Raw genomic sequence first — 18,735 nt, forward strand, 5'->3', positions numbered from 1 at the left:
CTGGGGTGGCGGCAATGGCTGGAAGACGGGTGGCTTATCTTTCCGTCGATCCCGGCGTTCCTGTGTTCGGGAGCAAAGGCGCGTCCGTCCACGTCCAGGAAATTGTCCGCAGCTGGCGCAACCGCGGGGCCGAGGTGACGATCTACTGCACACGGAGCGGGACGGACGTTCCTCCCGACCTGGCAGACGTCCCTGTCGTGGTGCACCCCATCAAGGCCGCCACAGGCGGGAATCGTGAGCGGGCACAGGTGCGGGCTGCGGAAAGCCTTGCTGCGCAGGTGATTCGGGATGGCGCCGATGCCGTCTACGAGCGCTACTCCCTGTTCAGCGACGCACTCCAGCGCGTCACGGAGGCATTGCGGATTCCCGGCTTCCTGGAGGTCAACGCACCGCTCATTGACGAACAGCGCAAGTACCGGGAGATCCACGACGAGGAAGCAGCCCTTGACTGCCTGCGCGGCCAGGTCCGGGCCGCCAGCACGGTTGCCTGCGTTTCGGCACCCGTCCGTGACTGGGTGCTGGACCGTACCGGCCCTGGCGCGCGGCACGTGATCGTCACCCCGAACGGTGTGAACGGCCACCGCATCAGGCCGTCACCCGAGACCGCGGGCAGGCCGGTTGTGGTGTTTGTCGGGACACTGAAGCCATGGCACGGTGTGCGGACGCTGCTGGAAGCCCAGGCTGCTGCCTCACGCGTTTGGGCACTGAAGATCGTAGGCGACGGACCCGAGGGGCCAGCGCTGCGCGCCCTCGCTGCGGATCTGGAGCTGGACGTCGAGTTCACCGGTGCTGTTCCGCCGGACGATATCCCCGCCGCCCTGGCCGGCTGTGCAATCGGGGTGGCCCCCTATCCTGCCCTGGACGATGACGCGGAACACTACTTTTCTCCTTTGAAGATCTACGAGTACTGCGCGGCCGGCCTTCCGGTCGTGGCCTCACGGGTGGGCCAGGTTCCCGGAATCATCGAGCACGGGGTCACCGGCCTGCTCGTGGATCCTTCCAATGCCGGCCGGCTGGCAGGTGCCATCGATTCCCTCGTTGCGGCTCCAGGCACCCGGGCTGCGATGTCGGCAGCCGCCCGGCGCGTTGTCCTGGAGCGGCACAGCTGGGACAGTGTGCTGGCGCGCATCACAGAAGGCGCAGCCCTGTGAGCAGACCGCGGGAACGGCCATTGCGGCGCACGCTCGCCATGGTGCGTCCCCACCTTGCCGGGCACAAGTGGTTGATGGCGGGAGGTGTGACGGCGCTGCTCTTCGAGGTGGCCTTCCGGATTCTGGAACCTTGGCCGGTGAAATTTGTGGTGGACGCGGTCACCCGGAGCCTTGGTGCGGACCTTGGCGGTCCCGGGCCTGCGGCAGGTCCGGGTCTTCTCCTCGCCTGCGGGGCTGCGGTGCTGCTGATCACGGTATTGCGCGCACTCAGCAATTTCCTGGCCACTGTGGCGTTTGCCTTGGCCGGTTCACGCGTCGCCACGGAGCTGAGGGCACGCGTTTTCGACCATGTCCAGTCCCTCTCTGCCCGCTACCACGCGACATCACGGACCGGTGACACGGTGCAGCGGCTCGTGGGCGACGTGGGCCGGCTCCAGGAAGTTGCCGTCAGCGCCGGCCTGCCCCTGCTGGCGAACTGCATCACGCTCGTGGCGATGGCCGGGGTCATGTTCTGGCTGGACCCGCTGCTGGCTCTCACCGTGCTCGCCGCCTGTGCAGCATTCGTGGCCGTCTCCAGGAGGAGCACGGGAAGAATAACGACGGCGGCCCGCCGCACCCGCAAGGGTGAAAGCTCACTCGCCAATACCGCGCAGGAGAGCCTGGGAGCCATCCGTGTCGTCCAGGCGTACGGTTTGGAAAGCGCGCTCGCAGTCCGCTTCAAAGGCAGCAACGCCAGGACGCTGAAGGACGGGGTGCAGTCCCGGCGCCTTGCCGCCGCACTGGAGCGCCGAACCGATGTCATAGTCGGCCTGGCGGGCGCGGTGGTCTTGACGGTCGGGGGCTGGCGCGTGACTCAAGGCGCCATGACTCCGGGGGACCTGGTGTTGTTCCTCATGTACCTCAAGACGGCGATGAAGCCCCTGCGGGACCTGGCAAAATATACCGGGCGCATAGCCCGCGCCGCGGCATCCGGGGAGCGGGTGGCTGAACTCCTCGAGGAACACGTGGAGATCACCGATGCACCCGGCGCCACTCCCCTTGGCACAGTGCGCGGAGCGATTGAATTCCGGGGAGTTACCGCCGCCTACATCGCTGGCCGGCCAGTGCTGCGCGGGGTGGACCTCACCATCCCGGCGGGTCGCAAGACCGCCATCATCGGACCATCCGGATCCGGGAAGTCCACGCTCGTGTCCCTGCTGGCGCGCATGCTCGACCCGGTGGAGGGTTCGGTGCGGATCGACGGGCGGGACCTCAGGGACGCCACGTTGGGTTCGGTCCGCTCGGCCCTGGGTGTCGTCCTGCAGGAGGCGGTGCTGTTCGCAGGAACCATAAGGGAAAATATCCGCTACGGCCGGCTGGACGCCTCTGACCGCGAGGTGGAGCAGGCGGCCCGCCTCGCCCATGCCCACGGGTTCATCGCAGCGTTGCCGGAAGGCTACGACACCGTGGTCGGCGAGCGGGGCGGCACTCTTTCGGGCGGCCAGCGGCAGCGCCTGTCAATTGCACGGGCCCTGCTCCGGGATTCACCGGTGGTGGTTCTCGATGAGGTGACCACCGGACTGGACCAGGCATCCCGTGCCGAGGTGATGGCGGGCCTGGACACCTTGATCAGGGGGCGCACCACGGTGTGGATCACCCATGAGGCCTCGGTGGCCCTGGCCTGTGACAGGGTGGTCTGGCTGCAGGACGGGCAGGTTCTGCTGGACGGGCCGCCCGATGAGCTGGTCGGCTATCCGCTGTTCGCCTCCTGGCTCGCGCAGCAGCTCGCAGCCGCCCGCGAGGCCCCGGCAAGGACGGAGACAGCATGAGCAACAGAGGGACTTTCCCCGGCACCGCTGCCGGGCCTGCCGGGCCTCCCGTGGACAAGGGCCTGCCCGTTCTCGACCTCTTCTTCGATGCCTCCCGCCTGAGCCACGCCTTGGGACGGCCGGCCCGGGCGGACCGCATGCGGCATAAGCCGGGCGTCTCGGCGGTGGCGCGGCTCCAGGACGGGCAGGACACGCCGCAATGGATTGCCGCGTACCACCCGTCCGCCGTCGAGAAGGCCGAAAAGATCCTGCACCGAAGCAGGCAATGGTCCTCCGGGGCCTCCCGCGTGGTGCAGATAGGAATGCCAGGCTTTCCGGGGTACCAGGTGCTTACGGGGCCCCTGCAGATGGACGGGAAGCTGCACAAACCCCTGGCCCGCTTCACCCGTTCCGGCTTACCCGGCGGCATGGCCGGGAGCCGGATCCTGAACTACAACCCGTTTCGGCGAGTCGTATTCACGGTGGGGACTGATACGGGGGAGCTCGTCTGCAAGGCCACGTCCACGCCTTTCCCCGGAACGGCAGCCCTGCTGGTCCGGCTGGGCGGCGCCGGCGTCCCGGTGGTGCCGGAATGCCTCCCGGAGGCCCTGCCCCCGGGCATTCCCCGCTCGCGGAGCCTTCGCTACTACCCGTGGTTCGGCATGGGCCACCTCGGCTCCCCCGGAGAGAGCACGGCGACGCGGCTCACTGAACTGACCCATGAAACCGGAAGGGCACTGGCACGGCTTCACTCGCTGGGACCGCTGCCGGGGGCACAGGCCATGCAGGGCAGCCCGGCGTCGAGGCTTTCCGCCACGGTGCGGCACCTTGCGAGGCTTGTCCCGGCACTGGCCGCCCGGCTGGACAGGATTCACAGAAGACTGCAACCGGTGGTGGACGTCAACTCTGGCCAAACCCTCATCCACGGTGACTTCTCCGCGGACCAGGTGCTCGTGGACGGGACCCGGATCCGCCTGATCGACTTTGACCGATGCTCCCACGGCCGTGGAGCATCGGACCTGGGGAGCTTCGCGGCCGTTGAACTCCTTGCTGCGGGTGCCGGTGCGGGCAGGCCGTCCCTCACTGCGGCCCTGCTGGAGGGTTACCGGTCAACGGACCAGCCGGTCAGCGACGCCGAGGTGGTTGCCTGGACAGCCTTCCACCTGCTGGGCAGGCTGCATGAGCCGTTCCGAAACTGCAGGGACCACTGGCATCAGGAAATGGCAGACCGGCTGGCAACAATAGAGCAGATCCTGTGACGGGCCGGATCTCCTCCGCCCTGGCTGTGCTGCACGGGCCCGCGGTCCCGCGGGCCATGGGAACCGGCGTGACCGTCCGGAAGGTCTGGCCCGGTGCCAACGGCAGCCTGACATTTGAGGCCAGGGAAACCGACACGGGACGCATCCGCGCCGGCAGCGTATCCGGTGATGGTTGCATCCGGGCCGCGCCGTACGGGTGTGACCCCGCCCTGGAAAGCCTCCGGGACGCTGCACGCGGCAGCCAATTGCTGATCCACCGATACGGGCGGCGGGCGGTGCTCCGGCACGTGCACCCGGACGGGCAGTCCACGTTCACCAAGGTGGTGCGCCAGGGCAAGGCCCCGGCACTGGCCCGAACGCACAGCCTCGCGGAAAAACTCCCGGAAACAACGGGTATCACCGTTCCCCGGCTCCTGCGGCAGGATTCGGGCAGCATTACGCTTTCCGCTGTTGCCGGCACGGACCTGCACCGCCTTGGCCGCGCCGCTGCTGCGGACATGCCCGGGACCGGCAGTGCCGCGCAGGCCGGCTGGGAAGCCGCTTGGCGGCTGTTCCCGGGGACGTGGCCGCACTTCGCCGAAGCGCCCCGAGGGGCACTGCCGTTCCATACAGCGGAAGATGAATGCCGGACGGTGGCGCAATGGGCTGGACACGCAGACGCACATGGCGCCCTCCAGGCTGCGGGCACGTCTCTTGGAGACGCCGTCGAAAGGGTGAACCTGATGCTGCTGGCCACGCCCGCGCAGGCTCCTGTCCTGTGCCACCGTGACCTTCACGACAAACAGATTCTCGTCGGCTCCCGGGAAGGGGGCCTCGGGCTGATCGACTTCGACACGCTCTCCACGGCAGAACCCGCACTGGACCTTGGAAACCTGCTGGCACATGTGGAGTTCCGGTACTGGCAGGGGCTGCTCCTTCGGGCCGCTGCAACCCACGCTGAAGGGCGGATACTTGAGGCCGCGGACAGCCTGTGCGTGGACCCGGCCCGGCTGCAGGCCTACCGCGTGGCTGCCGCCGTCAGGATTGCCTGCGTCTACGCGTTCCGGCCCCCGTACCGGCCCCTCGCCCATGACTGGTTTGCGCACATTTTGGGAAGGCTTGGGCAGCGGGGCGGGCATTCCCGGCTGGCGGACTTCGCCTAGACGGTGGCCGGCACGGCTGCAGGGAGTCCGGGCCGTCCGAGAGCCCGATAGGTCCAGCCCGCTGCGCGCCAGGCATCTGCGTCAAGGCAGCTGCGCCCGTCTACCACCGCCATGCCCGAGACCAGCCCGGCCAGCCAGGTTGGATCCAGGGACCGGTATTCGTCCCAGTCAGTCAGGACCAGCACGGCATGCGAGCCCTGGACTGCCTCCTCCACGGTCTCCACGCAGTTCAGCGCCGGCAGAATCAGCGCCGCGTTACGGACCGCCTGGGGATCGGTCGCCGTCACGATCGCACCCTTGTCCTGCAGTTCTGCAGCGACGCTGAGGGCGGGCGACTCCCTGACGTCGTCGGACTGGGGCTTGAACGCCAGGCCAAGGACAGCCACCCGTTGACCCGCAAGCGAACCGCCGCACACCTCACTGGCGAGGTCCACCATCCTGGAGCGGCGGCCCGCGTTGATGGCATCAACCTCCCGCAGGAGCGCCTGAGCCTGGCTGGCGCCCAGTTCCCCGGCACGGGCCATGAATGCCCGGATATCCTTCGGGAGACAGCCGCCACCGAACCCCAGGCCCGCGTTGAGGAAGCTCCGGCCGATCCGGGCGTCGTAGCCAATGGCGTCCGCCAGCATGGCAACGTCCGCCCCGGCAGCCTCACAGACATCGGAAATCGCGTTAATGAAGGAGATCTTGGTGGCCAGGAAGGCATTCGCCGAGACCTTGACCATCTCCGCCGTCTCATAATCCATGACCAGGCGGGGGCACCCGTCCGCCAAAAGCTGCCGGTACACCTCGTCCAGCACACGCTGGGGATGGGGCACCTGCCCGTCCGCGGCCCCCAGGCCGTCGCAGCCCGCAGGGCCGGGCAGGCCGTAAACCAGCCGATCCGGAGACAGCGTGTCCTGCACGGCGTGGCCCTCGCGGAGGAATTCGGGATTCCACACCAGCAGGGATCCGGCAGCTCCGGCGCTGAGTGTCGCGGCGATCTGCCGCGCCGTCCCTACAGGAACAGTGGACTTCCCAGCCACGACGTCGCCTGGCCTGAGATGCGGAATGAGCGCAGCAACAGCTGCATGGACGTACCTGAGGTCAGCCGCATACCCGTTCGGCTGCTGCGGAGTTCCGACCGTGATGAAGTGGACGGCGCACCCTGCCGCGTCGGCGATGTTGGTGGAATAGTGCAAGGTGCCGGCCTCGGCGCCGGCGGCCAGGAGCTCCGGCAGGCCGGGTTCGAAGAAGGAAGGCCGGCCAGCGGCCAAAGCCTGCACCTTCCCGGCATCGACATCGATGCCCACGACGTCATGCCCGAGCCGGGCCAGCGCGGCCGAATGGACCGCACCGAGATAACCGCAGCCAATAACCGAAACCTTCATCGTGGCCTCCCCCCGGGGCGTCTGGCCCGGCGCAGGCCGGACCAGGAGTATTTTCCGCTACCCTACCTGTTCACGCCTGCGCCTGGGCCTGGATGGCCGTGATGGCTACGGTGTTGACGATGTCCTCCACGGTGCAGCCGCGGGAGAGGTCGTTGACGGGCTTCCGGAGCCCCTGCAGGACAGGCCCGACGGCGACCGCCCCGGAGCTCTGCTGCACCGCCTTGTACGTGTTGTTGCCGGTGTTGAGGTCCGGGAAGATGAAAACGGTGGCCTGCCCGGCAACCGAGGACCCCGGCATCTTGGACTCGGCGATGGAGGCGTCCACCGCGGCGTCGTACTGGATGGGGCCTTCGACGGCGAGGTCCGGCCGGCGCTCACGGACCAGCTCGGTGGCCTGCCGCACCTCGTCCACCGCCTCCCCGGAGCCGGAGCCGCCCGTTGAGTAGGACAGCATGGCCACCCGCGGCTCCACCCCGAACTGGGCGGCGGTCTCCGCCGAAGCCAGCGCAATGTCCGCCAGCTGCTCCACGTTCGGGTCAGGGTTCACCGCGCAGTCGCCGTACACCAGCACCCGGTCCGGCATGAGCATGAGGAACACCGAGGACACGATCTTCACGCCCGGGCGCGTCTTCACGAACTCCAGGGCCGGCCGGATGGTGTGGGCCGTGGTGTGCGCGGCCCCGGACACCATGCCGTCCACCACGCCCAGCTGGACCATCATGGTGCCGAAGTAGCTGACGTCCTGCATGATCTCCAGCGCCTTGGCCAGGTCCACCCCCTTGTGCGCCCTCAGCTCGGCGTACTTCTCGGCAAACTTCTGCCGGAGGTCCGAGGTGGCGGGGTCCACGATGCTGATGCCGGTGAGGTCGATGCCGTTCGCTGCGGCCAGTTCGCGGACGTCAGGCTCCGGCCCAAGCACGGTGAGGTCGCAGACGTCGCGCCGGTGCAGGATCTCCGCCGCGCGCAGGATCCTCACGTCCGTTCCTTCCGGCAGCACGACGTGCCGGCGCTGCGAGCGGGCGCGTTCGATGAGGTCGTGCAGGAAGCGCAGCGGCGTCATCCGCTCGGCCCTTGGCAGGTGCAGGCGCTCCACAAGTTCGGTTTCGTCCACCCGGCGGGACCACAGCCCCAGGGCGGAGGCAACCTTGCGGCGGTGCCCGGACCAGATCTCGCTGCGGACTTCGGAGACCCGGCGCGCGGTGGTGTAGGTGTCCTCCTTCGTGGCGAACACGGGGAACGGCGCCTGCGCCAGGAGCGGGTAGATGTTGGCGTCCGGCGCCAGCCCGCCGGTGAGGATGAGCGCGGATGCCACCGGAAATTCCGGCGAGAAGGATGAGGCCAGGCAGGCCACCATCACGTCGGCCCGGTCCCCGGGAACGATCACCAGCGCGCCCTCGTCCAGCACGTTCAGGAAGTTGCCCACGTTCATGGCCGCCACCTTGATGTCCTTGACGTCGCGCTCCATGTCCCGCCGGCCCGCGATCTGCCGGACCCCGAGCGCCGTGGCCACTTCACCGGTGGTGGGCCGGGCAATCTCCTCCAGTTCCGGCAGGACGTACACGGGCCGCTTCGACGCGCCCGGCTTGACCGCCGCCCCGATCGCTTCCACGTCCTCCGGGTCCGCACGGTTCACCAGGATGGCCAGGAGCGCGCACCGTTCTGCGGCAAGTTCCTTCCGGGCAACCTCGACGGCGGCCACGGCCTCTGCAACGGTCCGCCCCTTGGCGCCCACCACGGCCACCACGGGCGTGGCCAGGTTGTTCGCGAGGCGGGCGTTGAGGTCGAATTCGACGGCGGAGTCCTGGCCCACCAGGTCGGTTCCCTCCACGATCACCACATCGCAGTGCCGCGAAATGTCCGCGAAGATTTCCACGCAGCGGGCATCGATCTCGGCGCGGTTGCCTTCCGCCAGCAGATCACGGACTTCGGTGTAGGTCAGGCCGCCGCGGCACCGCTCATCCTCCAGCGCGAAACGGGATTTCATCAGCGCCACCATGGGATCGGCCGTGGCATCCGGGCCGTGGACCACGGGTTTGAAGAAGCCGATCCTGTCCGCGTGCCGGTGCAGGGTGTCCGCCAGGCCCAGGGCAACAAGTGACTTGCCCGAGCCGGGGGTGGTTGCGCTGACGTAAATGCCTTTGGCCATGGTCCGCCCTTTGCTGTGCTGGTGCCGGTCCCTCCATCCTTGCACTTCCAACCCTCCCGCGCCGCCGCTGTACGTTCCCGCCCAGTTGCCGGCCGCCGTCGTCCCTTCCAGCCCAGTTTTCGAACGCCTCCCTGGACTGCCCCCACAGACTGCTGGCCTGGACCCTCCAAAACTGGGCTGGTCCGGCCGCCCTCCCCTTGACACAGGACCCCTCGATGGGATTACCTAATGAACATTCGGTAAATAAAGCTGGAGGCAATGACGCATGGCTGAGACAGCCCTTTCCGGGCCCACGCACCAGATCCTGGAGAACGACTACGCCTCCGAGTGGATGGGCATCCAGGTCCTCGCCATCAGCGACGGGCACGCCACCATCCGGATGACCCTCCGGCAGGAAATGCTCAACGGCTTCGGCATGGCCCACGGCGGAATGATCTTCGCCTTCGGGGATACGGCGTTCGCCCTCGCGTGCAACCCCGCCGTGCCGGCACCCGGCGAGGAAAACAGCATCACCGTGGCCTCCGGCGTCGACATCAATTTCCTCAAGCCCGCCTTCCGCGGCCAGGTGCTCACCGCGGTGGCGGACCGCCGCTCCAGCGCCGGACGCAGCGGCCTGTACGACATCCAGATTTTCGCCGCCGACGCCCCGCCCGCCGACGCCGGCCAGCCGGGCGAGCCCACCCCGAAACAGCCAGGCGAGCTCATTGCCGAGTTCCGCGGACGCAGCCGCACCATCCCCAAGAAGTAGGAAACCATGACCCTGCATGCCCCCGAATCCCCCGCAGCCACCACAGCAGCCGGACTGGACCGCGAGGAGACCATCTCCCGCGACGAGCTCGAGGCCCTCCAGCTCAGCCGGCTGCAGCACACCGTTGCCTACGCCTACGAGCGCGTGCCCCTCTACAAGCGCAAGTTCGACGACGCCGGCATCCACCCCAACGACCTGCGTGAACTGAGCGACCTGGGCAACTTCCCGTTCACCACCAAGGACGACCTGCGCGAGGAATACCCGTTCGGCATGTTCGCGGTGCCGCAGCACGAAGTAGCCCGCATCCATGCCAGCTCGGGCACCACGGGCCGGCCCACCGTCGTCGGCTACACCAAGCAGGACCTGGCGGACTGGGCAAAACTCGTGGCCCGCAGCTTCCGCGCCTCCGGCATCCGCCCGGGCATGAAAGTCCACAACGCCTACGGGTACGGCCTGTTCACCGGCGGCCTGGGCGCCCACGCCGGCGCCGAAGCCCTGGGCTGCACCGTCATCCCCATCTCCGGCGGCCAGACCGAACGCCAGATCCAGCTGATCCAGGACTTCAAGCCCGACGCCATCCTGGCCACGCCCACGTACCTGCTGACCATCGCCGACGCCATGGCCCACATGGGCATCGACCCCGCCTCCACGTCGCTGAAGTATGCGGTGCTGGGCGCCGAGCCGTGGACCGAAGAGATGCGGCACGAGCTTGAGGTCACCATGAACCTCAAGGCCTGCGACATCTACGGGCTGTCCGAAGTGATGGGCCCGGGCGTGGCCGGCGAAGCGGTGGAAACACAGGACGGCAGCCACATCTGGGAGGACCACTTCCGCCCCGAAATCATCGACGCCTTCAACCCGGTAGTGGGCAAGGAAAACGTCCTGGGCGACGGCGAGCACGGCGAACTGGTGTTCACCTCGCTGACCAAGGAAGCGCTGCCCATCATCCGGTACCGCACCAAGGACCTCACCCGCCTGCTCCCCGGCACGGCCCGCCCCGCGCACCGCCGGATGGGGCGCATCACCGGCCGCAGCGACGACATGATCATCCTCCGCGGCGTGAACGTGTTCCCGTCCCAGATCGAGGAAATCGCCCTCCGGATCCCCGAGCTCAGCCCGCACTTCCAGCTGGAGCTCACCCGCCCCGAGGGGCAGCGGATGGACCAGATGACGGTCAAGATCGAACGCCGGGAGAACGTCACCGTCGAGCAGAGCACGACGGCGGCACGCACCTTGAAGGAACAGATCAAGATCCACGTGGGTTCCTCCTGCGCGGTTGACGTGGTGGAGCCGGGCTCGCTTGAGCGGTCCAACGGCAAGCTGCGGAGGATCTACGACCTGCGCCCCAAGGGGTAGCAGCCCAAGGGGTGGCAGCGGTGCTCAGCGCCGGTCTTCTCCCGGCACCATGAGGACGAGGTTTCCCGCAATGTCCCCGCGCTCCAGCCGGGCGTGCGCCTGCCGCGCCTCAGCCAGCGGGAACCGGTCCGCGATCACCGGGGCTATTTTCCGCGCCCCGAGCAGTCCATAAAGCGTGGCCCACGCCTCCATCAGCGGCCGGCGGTCCAGCCGCCAGGACGTCGTCCCGTACAGCCGGATCCTCTTGCCCTTCGGGATCAGGTCCTGCCCTGCGGCCCGGGCCAGGAGGCGCAGGGTGGAGGCCGGGCTGCCGGGGTTGGCATACTCCACCAGCACCCCGCCGGGCCGCAGCACGGCAAGGCCGGCATCGGCCCACTCCCCGCCCGCCCCGTCCAGGACTGCATCGACGCCGGCGGGCTCCAGCCTGCGGAGGGCCCTGACCACGTCGTCCCGCTGCGTGTCCAGGGGCACCACCCCGTGCTCAACGAGCCAGCGGTGTTTGGCCGGGATGTCCACGCCGTACATCCTGAGCCGCAGCAACCGGCCGAGCTGGACGATCGCCGTACCGATCCCGCCGGCGGCGCCGGTGACAAGGACGGCCTGCCCCCGCCGGATCCGGGCCACCCGGGAGAGGGCCTGGTGGGCCACCAGGTAGTTCAGCGCAACAACCACCACCTCGCCCGCGTCCAGTTCATCGGGAATCCGCATCATGGGGTGCGAGCTGGCGAAGATGTACTCGGCGTACCCGCCCTTCTCGGTCATCACCACCACCCGGTCCCCCGGCGCAACCGCGGTGACGCCCGCCCCCGTCGCATCCACCACGCCCACCACGGCGTAGCCGGGCACAAAGGGGAACGTCGGCGGGTAGGTGGAGAGCCCGCTGCGGGCCTGCACGTCAACGGCGCTCACGCTGCACGCCTCAACCCGCACCCTGGCCTCGTCCCGTCGCGGCGTCCGCAGCCGCCGTCGTACAACCTCCAGCACTTCCGGCCCGCCCATCCGGACAGCGGCCACGCAGCGGTACTCCAAAGGCGCCTCCGGCGCCGCGGTTGAAGCCGCGGCATTGCCTGCAGCACCGGCCCTGGCGGCCAGCTCATCCAACTGGCGGGATGCCGCCGGCCCGGAAACCGCACGCCCGTGCCCGCTGGCCAGGACCCGCGGCCGAAGCCGGGCCAGCGCACCGATGGAAGCCTCCGCCGTCGGCCAGTCCCAGGTGGCAATCCGGGGCGGGGCGCTGACCCTGCGCGTCCGGCCCAGGAGGCCGCGCAGCGAGTTCACGTCAGTGGTCAGCACCGCGTCGCCGGTGAGCAGCACGCCGTCGGCCTCCCGAAAGAAGGCGACGTGCCCGGGTGTGTGCCCAGGGGTGGGCACGCACCTCCAGTCCGGAAGCCCCGGGACGCCGTCTGCCGGATCGAAAGGACGCACGACGGCGGTCAGGTCCGTCGCGGGCATGGTCCCCTGCGGCAGGACCCGCTGCAGTGGACGCAACACCCGGCGGTCAAGGGGGTTGGCGTATTCATCCAGCAGCTTCCCGGACGCCTGCGGCAGTTCATCCGGATGAACGAAGACCGGCACGTCCCATCGGCGGGCCAGGCCGGGGACGGCGCCGGTGTGGTCCGGGTGGATATGCGTCAGGATAATCGCTGCGGGCGTGCTGCCTTTTCCAAAGAGGGACTCCGCAGCGGCCGCAATCGCCTCGTCCGCCTTCGGCCAGCCGGCATCCACCAGCACCCAGCCCTGCCCGGAGCGGACAAAATAGACGTGGGAGGCGAACCGGCCGCTCCCGGTGGGCAGCTGGTACACGCCGTCCGCCACGGCTGTGGGCTGGGGTGTGCTGGGCCTCATGCCTGTCCGGCCTTCCTGGAGTAAAGCGGCTGGTTTCCCTGCCCTACCAGCGTGGTCCTCCCGCACAAACCGCCACAGGGTCCAAGGTCCCTCCCCGATAACGGCCTAAATAACCGAACGTTCATGAGAAAATGGCCGGTATGTCCACAACTGATGCACCCACCAAGCGCGGCCGCCCGGGGTACGACCAGCAATCGGTGCTCCGCATCGCCGTCGACGTCTTCAACCGGCACGGCTACGACGCCACCTCAATGGGGATCCTGGCGGACAACCTCGGCATTTCAAAGTCTGCCATCTACCACCACGTCCCCTCCAAGGGCGACCTCCTCAAACTCGCACTGGACCACGCGCTCGGCGGGCTCGAGGCCATCCTGGAAGAACCCGCGGCGGTGTCCGGCGCGGCGGATGCGCGCCTGGAGTTTGTGCTGCGGCAAACCGTGGCGGTGCTGGTGGACCGGCTGCCGTTCGTCACGCTGCTCCTGCGCCTGCGCGGCAACACCGAGATAGAGCGGGACGCCCTGGAACGCCGTCGCGCGTTCGACCACAAGGTTGCCGGGCTGATCTCCGCCGCCCGGGACGAGGGCTCGCTGCGCCAGGACATCGATCCGCGAACCGTCACCCGCCTGCTGTTCGGCATGATCAACTCCATCGTTGAGTGGTACAAGCCGGGCGGCTCCCTCTCGCCCGAACGGCTGGCGGACGACGTGATCACCATGGCGTTCGACGGCCTGCACGCGGAACCCTAGCAGCCTGCAGTACGGGTCTCGCGGCACTGGCCTACGCCGCCCCCCTCACTGGCTGGCGATGACCACCGTCATCGAAGAGCCCTTCGAGGCTGAGATGTAGGCGTTCTCGAACGAGAGCGTCCCGCTGACCACTGCCTCCTGGATGGTGCCGCGATTGGTGGTTCGCTGCACGAACTGTCCGGGCAGGATGTCCCTCGACGTGCTGCCGCCGCGTTCGATCGTTCCCGTACCCTGCCACGTGAGGTCCAAGCCGATGTCGGTCCCGTCGGAAAGCGGCACTGTGGCGGTGGCATGTACCGAAGTGCGTTCGAAAGTGAACACCTCTGTCGGGGCTTCGCCGTAGACTGAGTAGCCCTCCCCGGTGCAGACGTTGAAGCTGGACGAAGAGTAGAACATGGTGGTGCCGCCGCCGAATGCGGTTCCCGCGGCAGCCGATATGGACCTGAAGGCGCATCCGTCCTCAGACATCGTGCTTGTATAGGCCTGCGCGTACTCGGAGGTGTACTGCATCCTGAAGACGTCAGCGGCCTGTGCTGGTGGTGCTGCGACCAAGGCGCTTCCCAAAGCAGCTGCCAGGCCCGCTATCGCTGCGATGCGGGTTCTTGGATTTGAGTTTGCAGTACGCATGAAGCGCCTCTTCTTCCGATTGATTGTCCCTCCCGGCCGGGCTGGATGCCCGAAGGCTAGCACCGCCCCAGGAGCGCAGCTAGGGCCCTTCGGCAGTGCCTTCCGGGCAGCCCCGCATCCGCCGGCTCCGGCCCGGCCCCGTCTCGCCGGTGACGTTATCCGCGCGCCGCCGCGCGCGACGGAACGCGGATAATAAGCGTGCTTGGTATTTGGCCCGCTCCCCGGCTACCGTGGTAGAAAACCAGCATCCGCAGGGAGGTACCAATGAGCCAAGCCAGCGGTCCGCAGCGTACAGGCCGCCTGCGGACAGTACTTGGAACCGCCGCCCTCGCGGCCGCACTGGCCCTCAGCGGCTGCACCGGGACGCCAAGTCCCCCGGCGCCCAGCGACACCACAACCACCGCTCCCACTTCCACCTCCACCGCCACGCCGGGCAGCTCTTCGCCGGCCCCGGCACCGGCCGCGGCGGGCGACATCCCCCAGCTCGTGGAGAACCTCGCGCCGTCCGTGGTGACCATCTTCACCGAGGGCGGCCTGGGCAGCGGCGTTGTCTATTCCGAGGACGGCCTCATCCTCACGAACGAACACGTGATCCGGGGCAACACCACGGTGGAAGTTGCCTTTGCCGACGGCCAGCGGGTGGAGGGAACGGTCAAGGCCACGGATCCTGTCACCGATCTCGCCCTGGTGCAGGCAAAGCGCACCGGCCTGCCCAAACCCGTCTACCAGGCCAACCTGCCGCGCGTTGGTGAGGGGGCCGTGGTGCTGGGCTCTCCCCTGGGCTTCGAGAACACCGCCACGGCCGGCATCATCTCGGGACTGCACCGCTCCATCCCGGGCTCCGCCTCCAACAGCCTGTCCCTCGTGGACCTGATCCAGACCGATGCCCCCATCAGCCCCGGCAACTCCGGCGGCGCCGTCATCAACATGCGCGGCGAAATCATTGGCATCAGCGAGGCCTACATCCCGCCGTCTGCAGGCGCCGTGGCTTTGGGATTCGCCATTCCCGCCGCGACGGCCGTGGAGGTGGCCGAGGAGCTGCTGGCGGACGGCACTGCCGAGCACGCCTACCTGGGCCTCACGCCCGGCGAACTTACGGCCCAGATCGCCGAGCAGCTGGGCATTGACGCCAGTACCGGCGTCGTGGTCCTGGCAGTGGACGACGGCGGTCCGGCGGCACGTGCGGGCATCCGGCCGGGCGACGTGCTGGAGTCGATGGAAGGCGTGGAACTGAACGCACCGGAGAAGCTCCTGGCGGAACTCCGCGGCCGCAACCCCGGCGATACCGTAGGCTTCAAGGTCAAGCGGGGAGGTCAGAGCCTTGACGTCAAGGCGGACCTCATCGCCCGGCCCACAAGTAACACCCGATAGGAAGGTAAGAACATGAGCCACCCCAAGGACGATGCAGAGGCCGGATACATCATTCCGGACCCCTCAAAGATCCGCGAAGACCTTACCGGCGACGCCGGAGACGAAGCCAACGCCATCCGCTTCAGCGAAGAGCAGGCACTGATCGAGGAACAGTCCCACGGCATCCGCCCGGACACCTACAGCGTCCCCTCCGGCGGCCCCACCATGGCGGAGGCCCGCGGCAACATGGACCTTTCCGACCAAAGCGAAAGCGGGCACGGCACCGGCCGCGAGGATGACAGCAGCGACGACGGCCTGCATGGCGGCGCCGAATCCTGACCCCGCTTCCTGCCGGAACGGCAGCAGGGGCGCCCCGGAAACCCGGGGCGCCCCTGCTGTGTTTTGGGGGCGTTCGCTGCGCCGCTAGAGCTCGTACTCGGCCTGGACGCCCAGCTTCTCGTGGACGCAGAGGATGTTGTGCTCGGTGTCCATGAACCAGGCACATTTTTCCGAGTCGGTTGTGCAGATATGGTTCTCGGTCCTCAGGTTCGGCAGGTCATAATCCTGGAACCTGACGCCCCTGGCCTCCATGTCCCGGACCGTCCTCTCGATGTCCGTCACCTCAAAGCTCAAGGCGGTGTGCTCGGAGTGCTTACCGTCCGAAACCGGCAACAACTGCAGCATCGGGCCGCCGTCGCTGCCGAGCAATTCGCTTCCATCGTCTGCCTTGCCGCGGAGCGGGAGTCCGAGCTTTTCGGTGTAGAACCTACGGGCGCGTGCTGGATCGTCGACTGGCAGGACCGTTGTGGCTGTGTTCATTCTTAGGCTCATAAGGGCCACCTCCTACGGGCAGAATTTTACGCTTCCGCCAGCCAAAAAGATCCCCGCGCTCCCTCACTTCCCGCAGGAAGACCCACACCCTCTCTCACTTAATGCGGCTTAAGCGCCAACGCTCTATCACCTGTCGCCGGCAGGTGATAGAGCGTCCGGGGAAAACCCGCGTTAAGTGATAGAGCGTCCGGGGGAAACCCGCGTTAAGTGATAGAGCGTCCGGGGGGCTACTTGGCGACGAGGGTGAGGACGTCGTAGGTGGCCACGATCTCGTCGTCCTGGTTGGTGAGCACGGCGTCCCAGGCCACCTCGCCGTATTCGTCGGTTTCGCGGGGGGTGATCTTCTTGGCCGTGAGGGTCACCCGGATCGAATCACCTGCGGCCACCGGGGTGATGAACCGCAGGTTCTCCAGCCCGTAGTTGGCCAGGACCGGGCCCGGGGCAGGCTCCACGAACAGTCCGGCGCCCCAGGCAAGCAGGAGGTAGCCGTGGGCCACGATGCCCGGGAAGAACGGGTTGGCTTCCGCGGCCTCCTGGTTGGTGTGGGCGTAGAACGTGTCGCCGGTGGAGTTGGCAAACGCGGTGATGTCCTCCAGCGTGACCTGGCGCAGGTCCGAGCGGACGGCGTCACCGATCCGCAGCGTCTCCAGCGACTTCCGGAACGGGTGGGTCCCCTCGGTTTCCAGGGTGAAGTTGCGGTCCGCGCCGGCGTGCCACAGTCCGGTGACGGCGGTGAGCATGTTCGGCGAGCCCTGGATGGCCGTGCGCTGCATGTGGTGCATCACCGACCGGATGCCGCCCAGTTCCTCGCCGCCGCCAGCACGGCCGGGACCACCGTGGACCAGGTGCGGCACGGGCGAACCGTGGCCCGTTGACGAACGCGCGTCCTCGCGGTTGAGCATCAGGACACGGCCGTGGTGCGCCGCGATCCCGGTGACAAGTTCGCGGGCCACGGAAGGATCGTTGGTGCACACCGAGGCCACCAGGGAGCCGCCGCCGCGGGCGGCGAGGCGGACGGCGTCGGGAATGTCCTTGTACCCGATCACGGACGAAACGGGACCGAACGCCTCGAGCGAGTGCACTTCCTCGGCCTCAGGGTCCTGCCAGTTCAAGACGACGGGCGCCATGAACGCCCCGCCGTCCACCACGCCGGTGGTTCCGTCGGCGGAAGTGACCGACGGCGAATCGAGGGTTCCGTACGCAAGCTCACCGCCGGCGTCGAGCATCGACTGGACAGCGGCGCGGACGTCCTGGAGCTGCTCCACCGAGGCGAGGGCACCCATGGTGACGCCGTCGGCCCGGGGATCGCCCAGGACAACGCGCTCGGAGATCCGCTTGCCGATGGCCGCTGAGACGGCGGCAACCAGCTCCTGCGGCACGATGGCGCGGCGGATGGCGGTGCATTTCTGCCCTGCCTTCGCCGTCATTTCCGTGACCACCGATTTTACGAAGGCATCGAATTCAGGCGTCCCTTCCACCGCGTCCGGGCCGAGGATGGCGGCGTTCAGGGAGTCCGTTTCGGAAGTGAAGCGGACCCCGCCCTGGACCACGTTGGGGTGGGCCTTCAGGGAAAGCGCGGTGGATGCGGAGCCGGTGAAGGCCACCAGGTCGCGGTAGTCCAGGACGTCCAGCAGCCCGCGGACGGAGCCGGAGATCAGCTGCAGCGAGCCCTTGGGCAGGATGTTCGATTCGACGATGGCCTTGACCACTGCGGCCGCCACGTAGCCGGTGGGCGTTGCGGGCTTGACGATGGTGGGGACGCCGGCGAGGAAGGCCGGGGCGAACTTTTCCAGCATGCCCCAGACCGGGAAGTTGAAGGCGTTGATCTGCACGGCGACGCCGGGGATGCGGGTGTAGATGTGTTCGCCGGCGAAGGAGCCGTCCTTGGACAGGACCTCCATGGGGCCGTCCACCACCACCTGCGAGTTGGGCAGCTCGCGCCGGCCCTTGGAACCGAACGTGAAGAGCACGCCGATGCCGCCGTCGATATCGATCATGGAGTCCACCTTGGTGGCGCCCGTCTGGGCCGAGAAGGCGTAGAAGTGCTCGCGCCGGGCATTGAGGTACTGGGCGAGCTCCTTCAGCTTGAGGGCACGCTGGTGGAAGGTGAACCGGCCGAGCTCCTGCTGGCCCGTGCTGCGGCCGTAGTCCACAACCGCAGCCAGGTCCAGCCCTTCAGTGCTCACCTTGGCCAGGATCTCCCCCGTGCTCGCGTCCCTGACGGGCGTCGCGGACCCGGCCGATCCGGCGTCGGGAGTCCACCAGGAATCCATGATGAAGCTGGGCACTGTCTCCACGGTGTCGACCGTGGCCTGGGGAGCTGTGGCGGTGGTGGTCATCGTTGACGGGTCCTTCCAACAAGGGGGCAGGCAAACAG

Annotated in this window: 15 protein-coding genes; 9 read left to right on the forward strand and 6 right to left on the reverse strand. The window is 68.1% G+C overall.

Annotated elements, in window-relative coordinates:
• The first annotated feature begins 29 nt into the window (after window positions 1-29).
• The 4 genes from SMD14_RS16155 to SMD14_RS16170 are packed head-to-tail and all read left to right on the forward strand — an operon-like array spanning window position 30 to window position 5,339.
• The gene (locus SMD14_RS16155; RefSeq protein ID WP_321214301.1) at window positions 30-1,151 is read left to right on the forward strand and encodes a glycosyltransferase family 4 protein; all 1,122 of its coding nucleotides are present in this window, start codon (window positions 30-32) and stop codon (window positions 1,149-1,151) included.
• Window positions 1,148-2,959 carry an ABC transporter ATP-binding protein gene (locus SMD14_RS16160; RefSeq protein WP_321214302.1) on the forward strand — a complete coding sequence of 604 codons (1,812 nt, stop codon included), beginning with the start codon at window positions 1,148-1,150 and terminating at the stop codon, window positions 2,957-2,959. Before SMD14_RS16155 ends, SMD14_RS16160 begins: the two co-directional genes overlap by 4 nt.
• A complete protein-coding gene (locus SMD14_RS16165; RefSeq protein WP_321214303.1) occupies window positions 2,956-4,197 on the forward strand; it encodes a phosphotransferase in 1,242 nt (413 codons plus the stop codon). The genes SMD14_RS16160 and SMD14_RS16165 overlap by 4 nt, the downstream gene beginning before the upstream one ends.
• Entirely contained in the window at window positions 4,194-5,339 is a 1,146-nt protein-coding gene (locus SMD14_RS16170) for a phosphotransferase (protein ID WP_321214304.1), read from the forward strand. Before SMD14_RS16165 ends, SMD14_RS16170 begins: the two co-directional genes overlap by 4 nt.
• Here the strand turns inward: SMD14_RS16170 and SMD14_RS16175 are convergent.
• A complete protein-coding gene (locus tag SMD14_RS16175; RefSeq protein WP_321214305.1) occupies window positions 5,336-6,709 on the reverse strand; it encodes a UDP-glucose/GDP-mannose dehydrogenase family protein in 1,374 nt (457 codons plus the stop codon). The genes SMD14_RS16170 and SMD14_RS16175 overlap by 4 nt on opposite strands.
• Window positions 6,710-6,779: 70 nt before the next feature.
• On the reverse strand, window positions 6,780-8,855 hold the full coding sequence (pta, locus tag SMD14_RS16180) for a phosphate acetyltransferase (protein WP_157241305.1): 2,076 nt from the start codon (window positions 8,853-8,855) through the stop codon (window positions 6,780-6,782).
• A 265-nt stretch (window positions 8,856-9,120) separates the two neighbouring features.
• Between pta and SMD14_RS16185 the strand changes: the two genes are divergently transcribed.
• Together SMD14_RS16185 and paaK are read left to right on the forward strand one after the other, a co-directional pair.
• Window positions 9,121-9,603, forward strand: coding sequence for a hotdog fold thioesterase (locus tag SMD14_RS16185; RefSeq protein WP_321214306.1), 483 nt, complete (start codon window positions 9,121-9,123; stop codon window positions 9,601-9,603).
• Between the two features lie 6 nt (window positions 9,604-9,609).
• On the forward strand, window positions 9,610-10,959 hold the full coding sequence (gene paaK / locus SMD14_RS16190; RefSeq protein WP_321214307.1) for a phenylacetate--CoA ligase PaaK: 1,350 nt from the start codon (window positions 9,610-9,612) through the stop codon (window positions 10,957-10,959).
• A 24-nt stretch (window positions 10,960-10,983) separates the two neighbouring features.
• Here paaK and SMD14_RS16195 read toward each other — a convergent pair whose 3' ends face one another.
• Window positions 10,984-12,804 carry an MBL fold metallo-hydrolase gene (locus SMD14_RS16195; protein WP_321214308.1) on the reverse strand — a complete coding sequence of 607 codons (1,821 nt, stop codon included), beginning with the start codon at window positions 12,802-12,804 and terminating at the stop codon, window positions 10,984-10,986.
• A 140-nt stretch (window positions 12,805-12,944) separates the two neighbouring features.
• On the opposite strand from SMD14_RS16195, the gene SMD14_RS16200 reads away from it, so the two are divergent.
• Window positions 12,945-13,550 (forward strand): TetR/AcrR family transcriptional regulator, encoded by a 606-nt coding sequence (locus SMD14_RS16200; protein WP_157241297.1) that lies wholly within the window; start codon window positions 12,945-12,947, stop codon window positions 13,548-13,550.
• Window positions 13,551-13,595: 45 nt separating this feature from the next.
• On the opposite strand, the gene SMD14_RS16205 is transcribed toward SMD14_RS16200, so the two are convergent.
• Window positions 13,596-14,177, reverse strand: coding sequence for a hypothetical protein (locus SMD14_RS16205; protein WP_321214309.1), 582 nt, complete (start codon window positions 14,175-14,177; stop codon window positions 13,596-13,598).
• 264 nt (window positions 14,178-14,441) lie between these two features.
• Here SMD14_RS16205 and SMD14_RS16210 point away from each other — a divergent pair, with 264 nt between their 5' ends.
• Together SMD14_RS16210 and SMD14_RS16215 are read left to right on the forward strand one after the other, a co-directional pair.
• Complete coding sequence (locus SMD14_RS16210; RefSeq protein ID WP_321214310.1) at window positions 14,442-15,548, forward strand: trypsin-like peptidase domain-containing protein; 1,107 nt, start codon at window positions 14,442-14,444, stop codon at window positions 15,546-15,548.
• A gap of 12 nt (window positions 15,549-15,560) precedes the next feature.
• Window positions 15,561-15,866 carry a hypothetical protein gene (locus SMD14_RS16215; protein WP_157241291.1) on the forward strand — a complete coding sequence of 102 codons (306 nt, stop codon included), beginning with the start codon at window positions 15,561-15,563 and terminating at the stop codon, window positions 15,864-15,866.
• 84 nt (window positions 15,867-15,950) lie between these two features.
• Here the strand turns inward: SMD14_RS16215 and SMD14_RS16220 are convergent, their stop codons facing one another.
• The gene (locus SMD14_RS16220) at window positions 15,951-16,346 is read right to left on the reverse strand and encodes a VOC family protein (protein ID WP_231754862.1); all 396 of its coding nucleotides are present in this window, start codon (window positions 16,344-16,346) and stop codon (window positions 15,951-15,953) included.
• A 239-nt stretch (window positions 16,347-16,585) separates the two neighbouring features.
• The gene (gene paaZ, locus SMD14_RS16225; protein WP_321214311.1) at window positions 16,586-18,697 is read right to left on the reverse strand and encodes a phenylacetic acid degradation bifunctional protein PaaZ; all 2,112 of its coding nucleotides are present in this window, start codon (window positions 18,695-18,697) and stop codon (window positions 16,586-16,588) included.
• Between the last annotated feature and the right edge of the window lie 38 nt (window positions 18,698-18,735).

The organism is Pseudarthrobacter oxydans, from assembly GCF_034258515.1.
GTDB lineage: Bacteria > Actinomycetota > Actinomycetes > Actinomycetales > Micrococcaceae > Arthrobacter.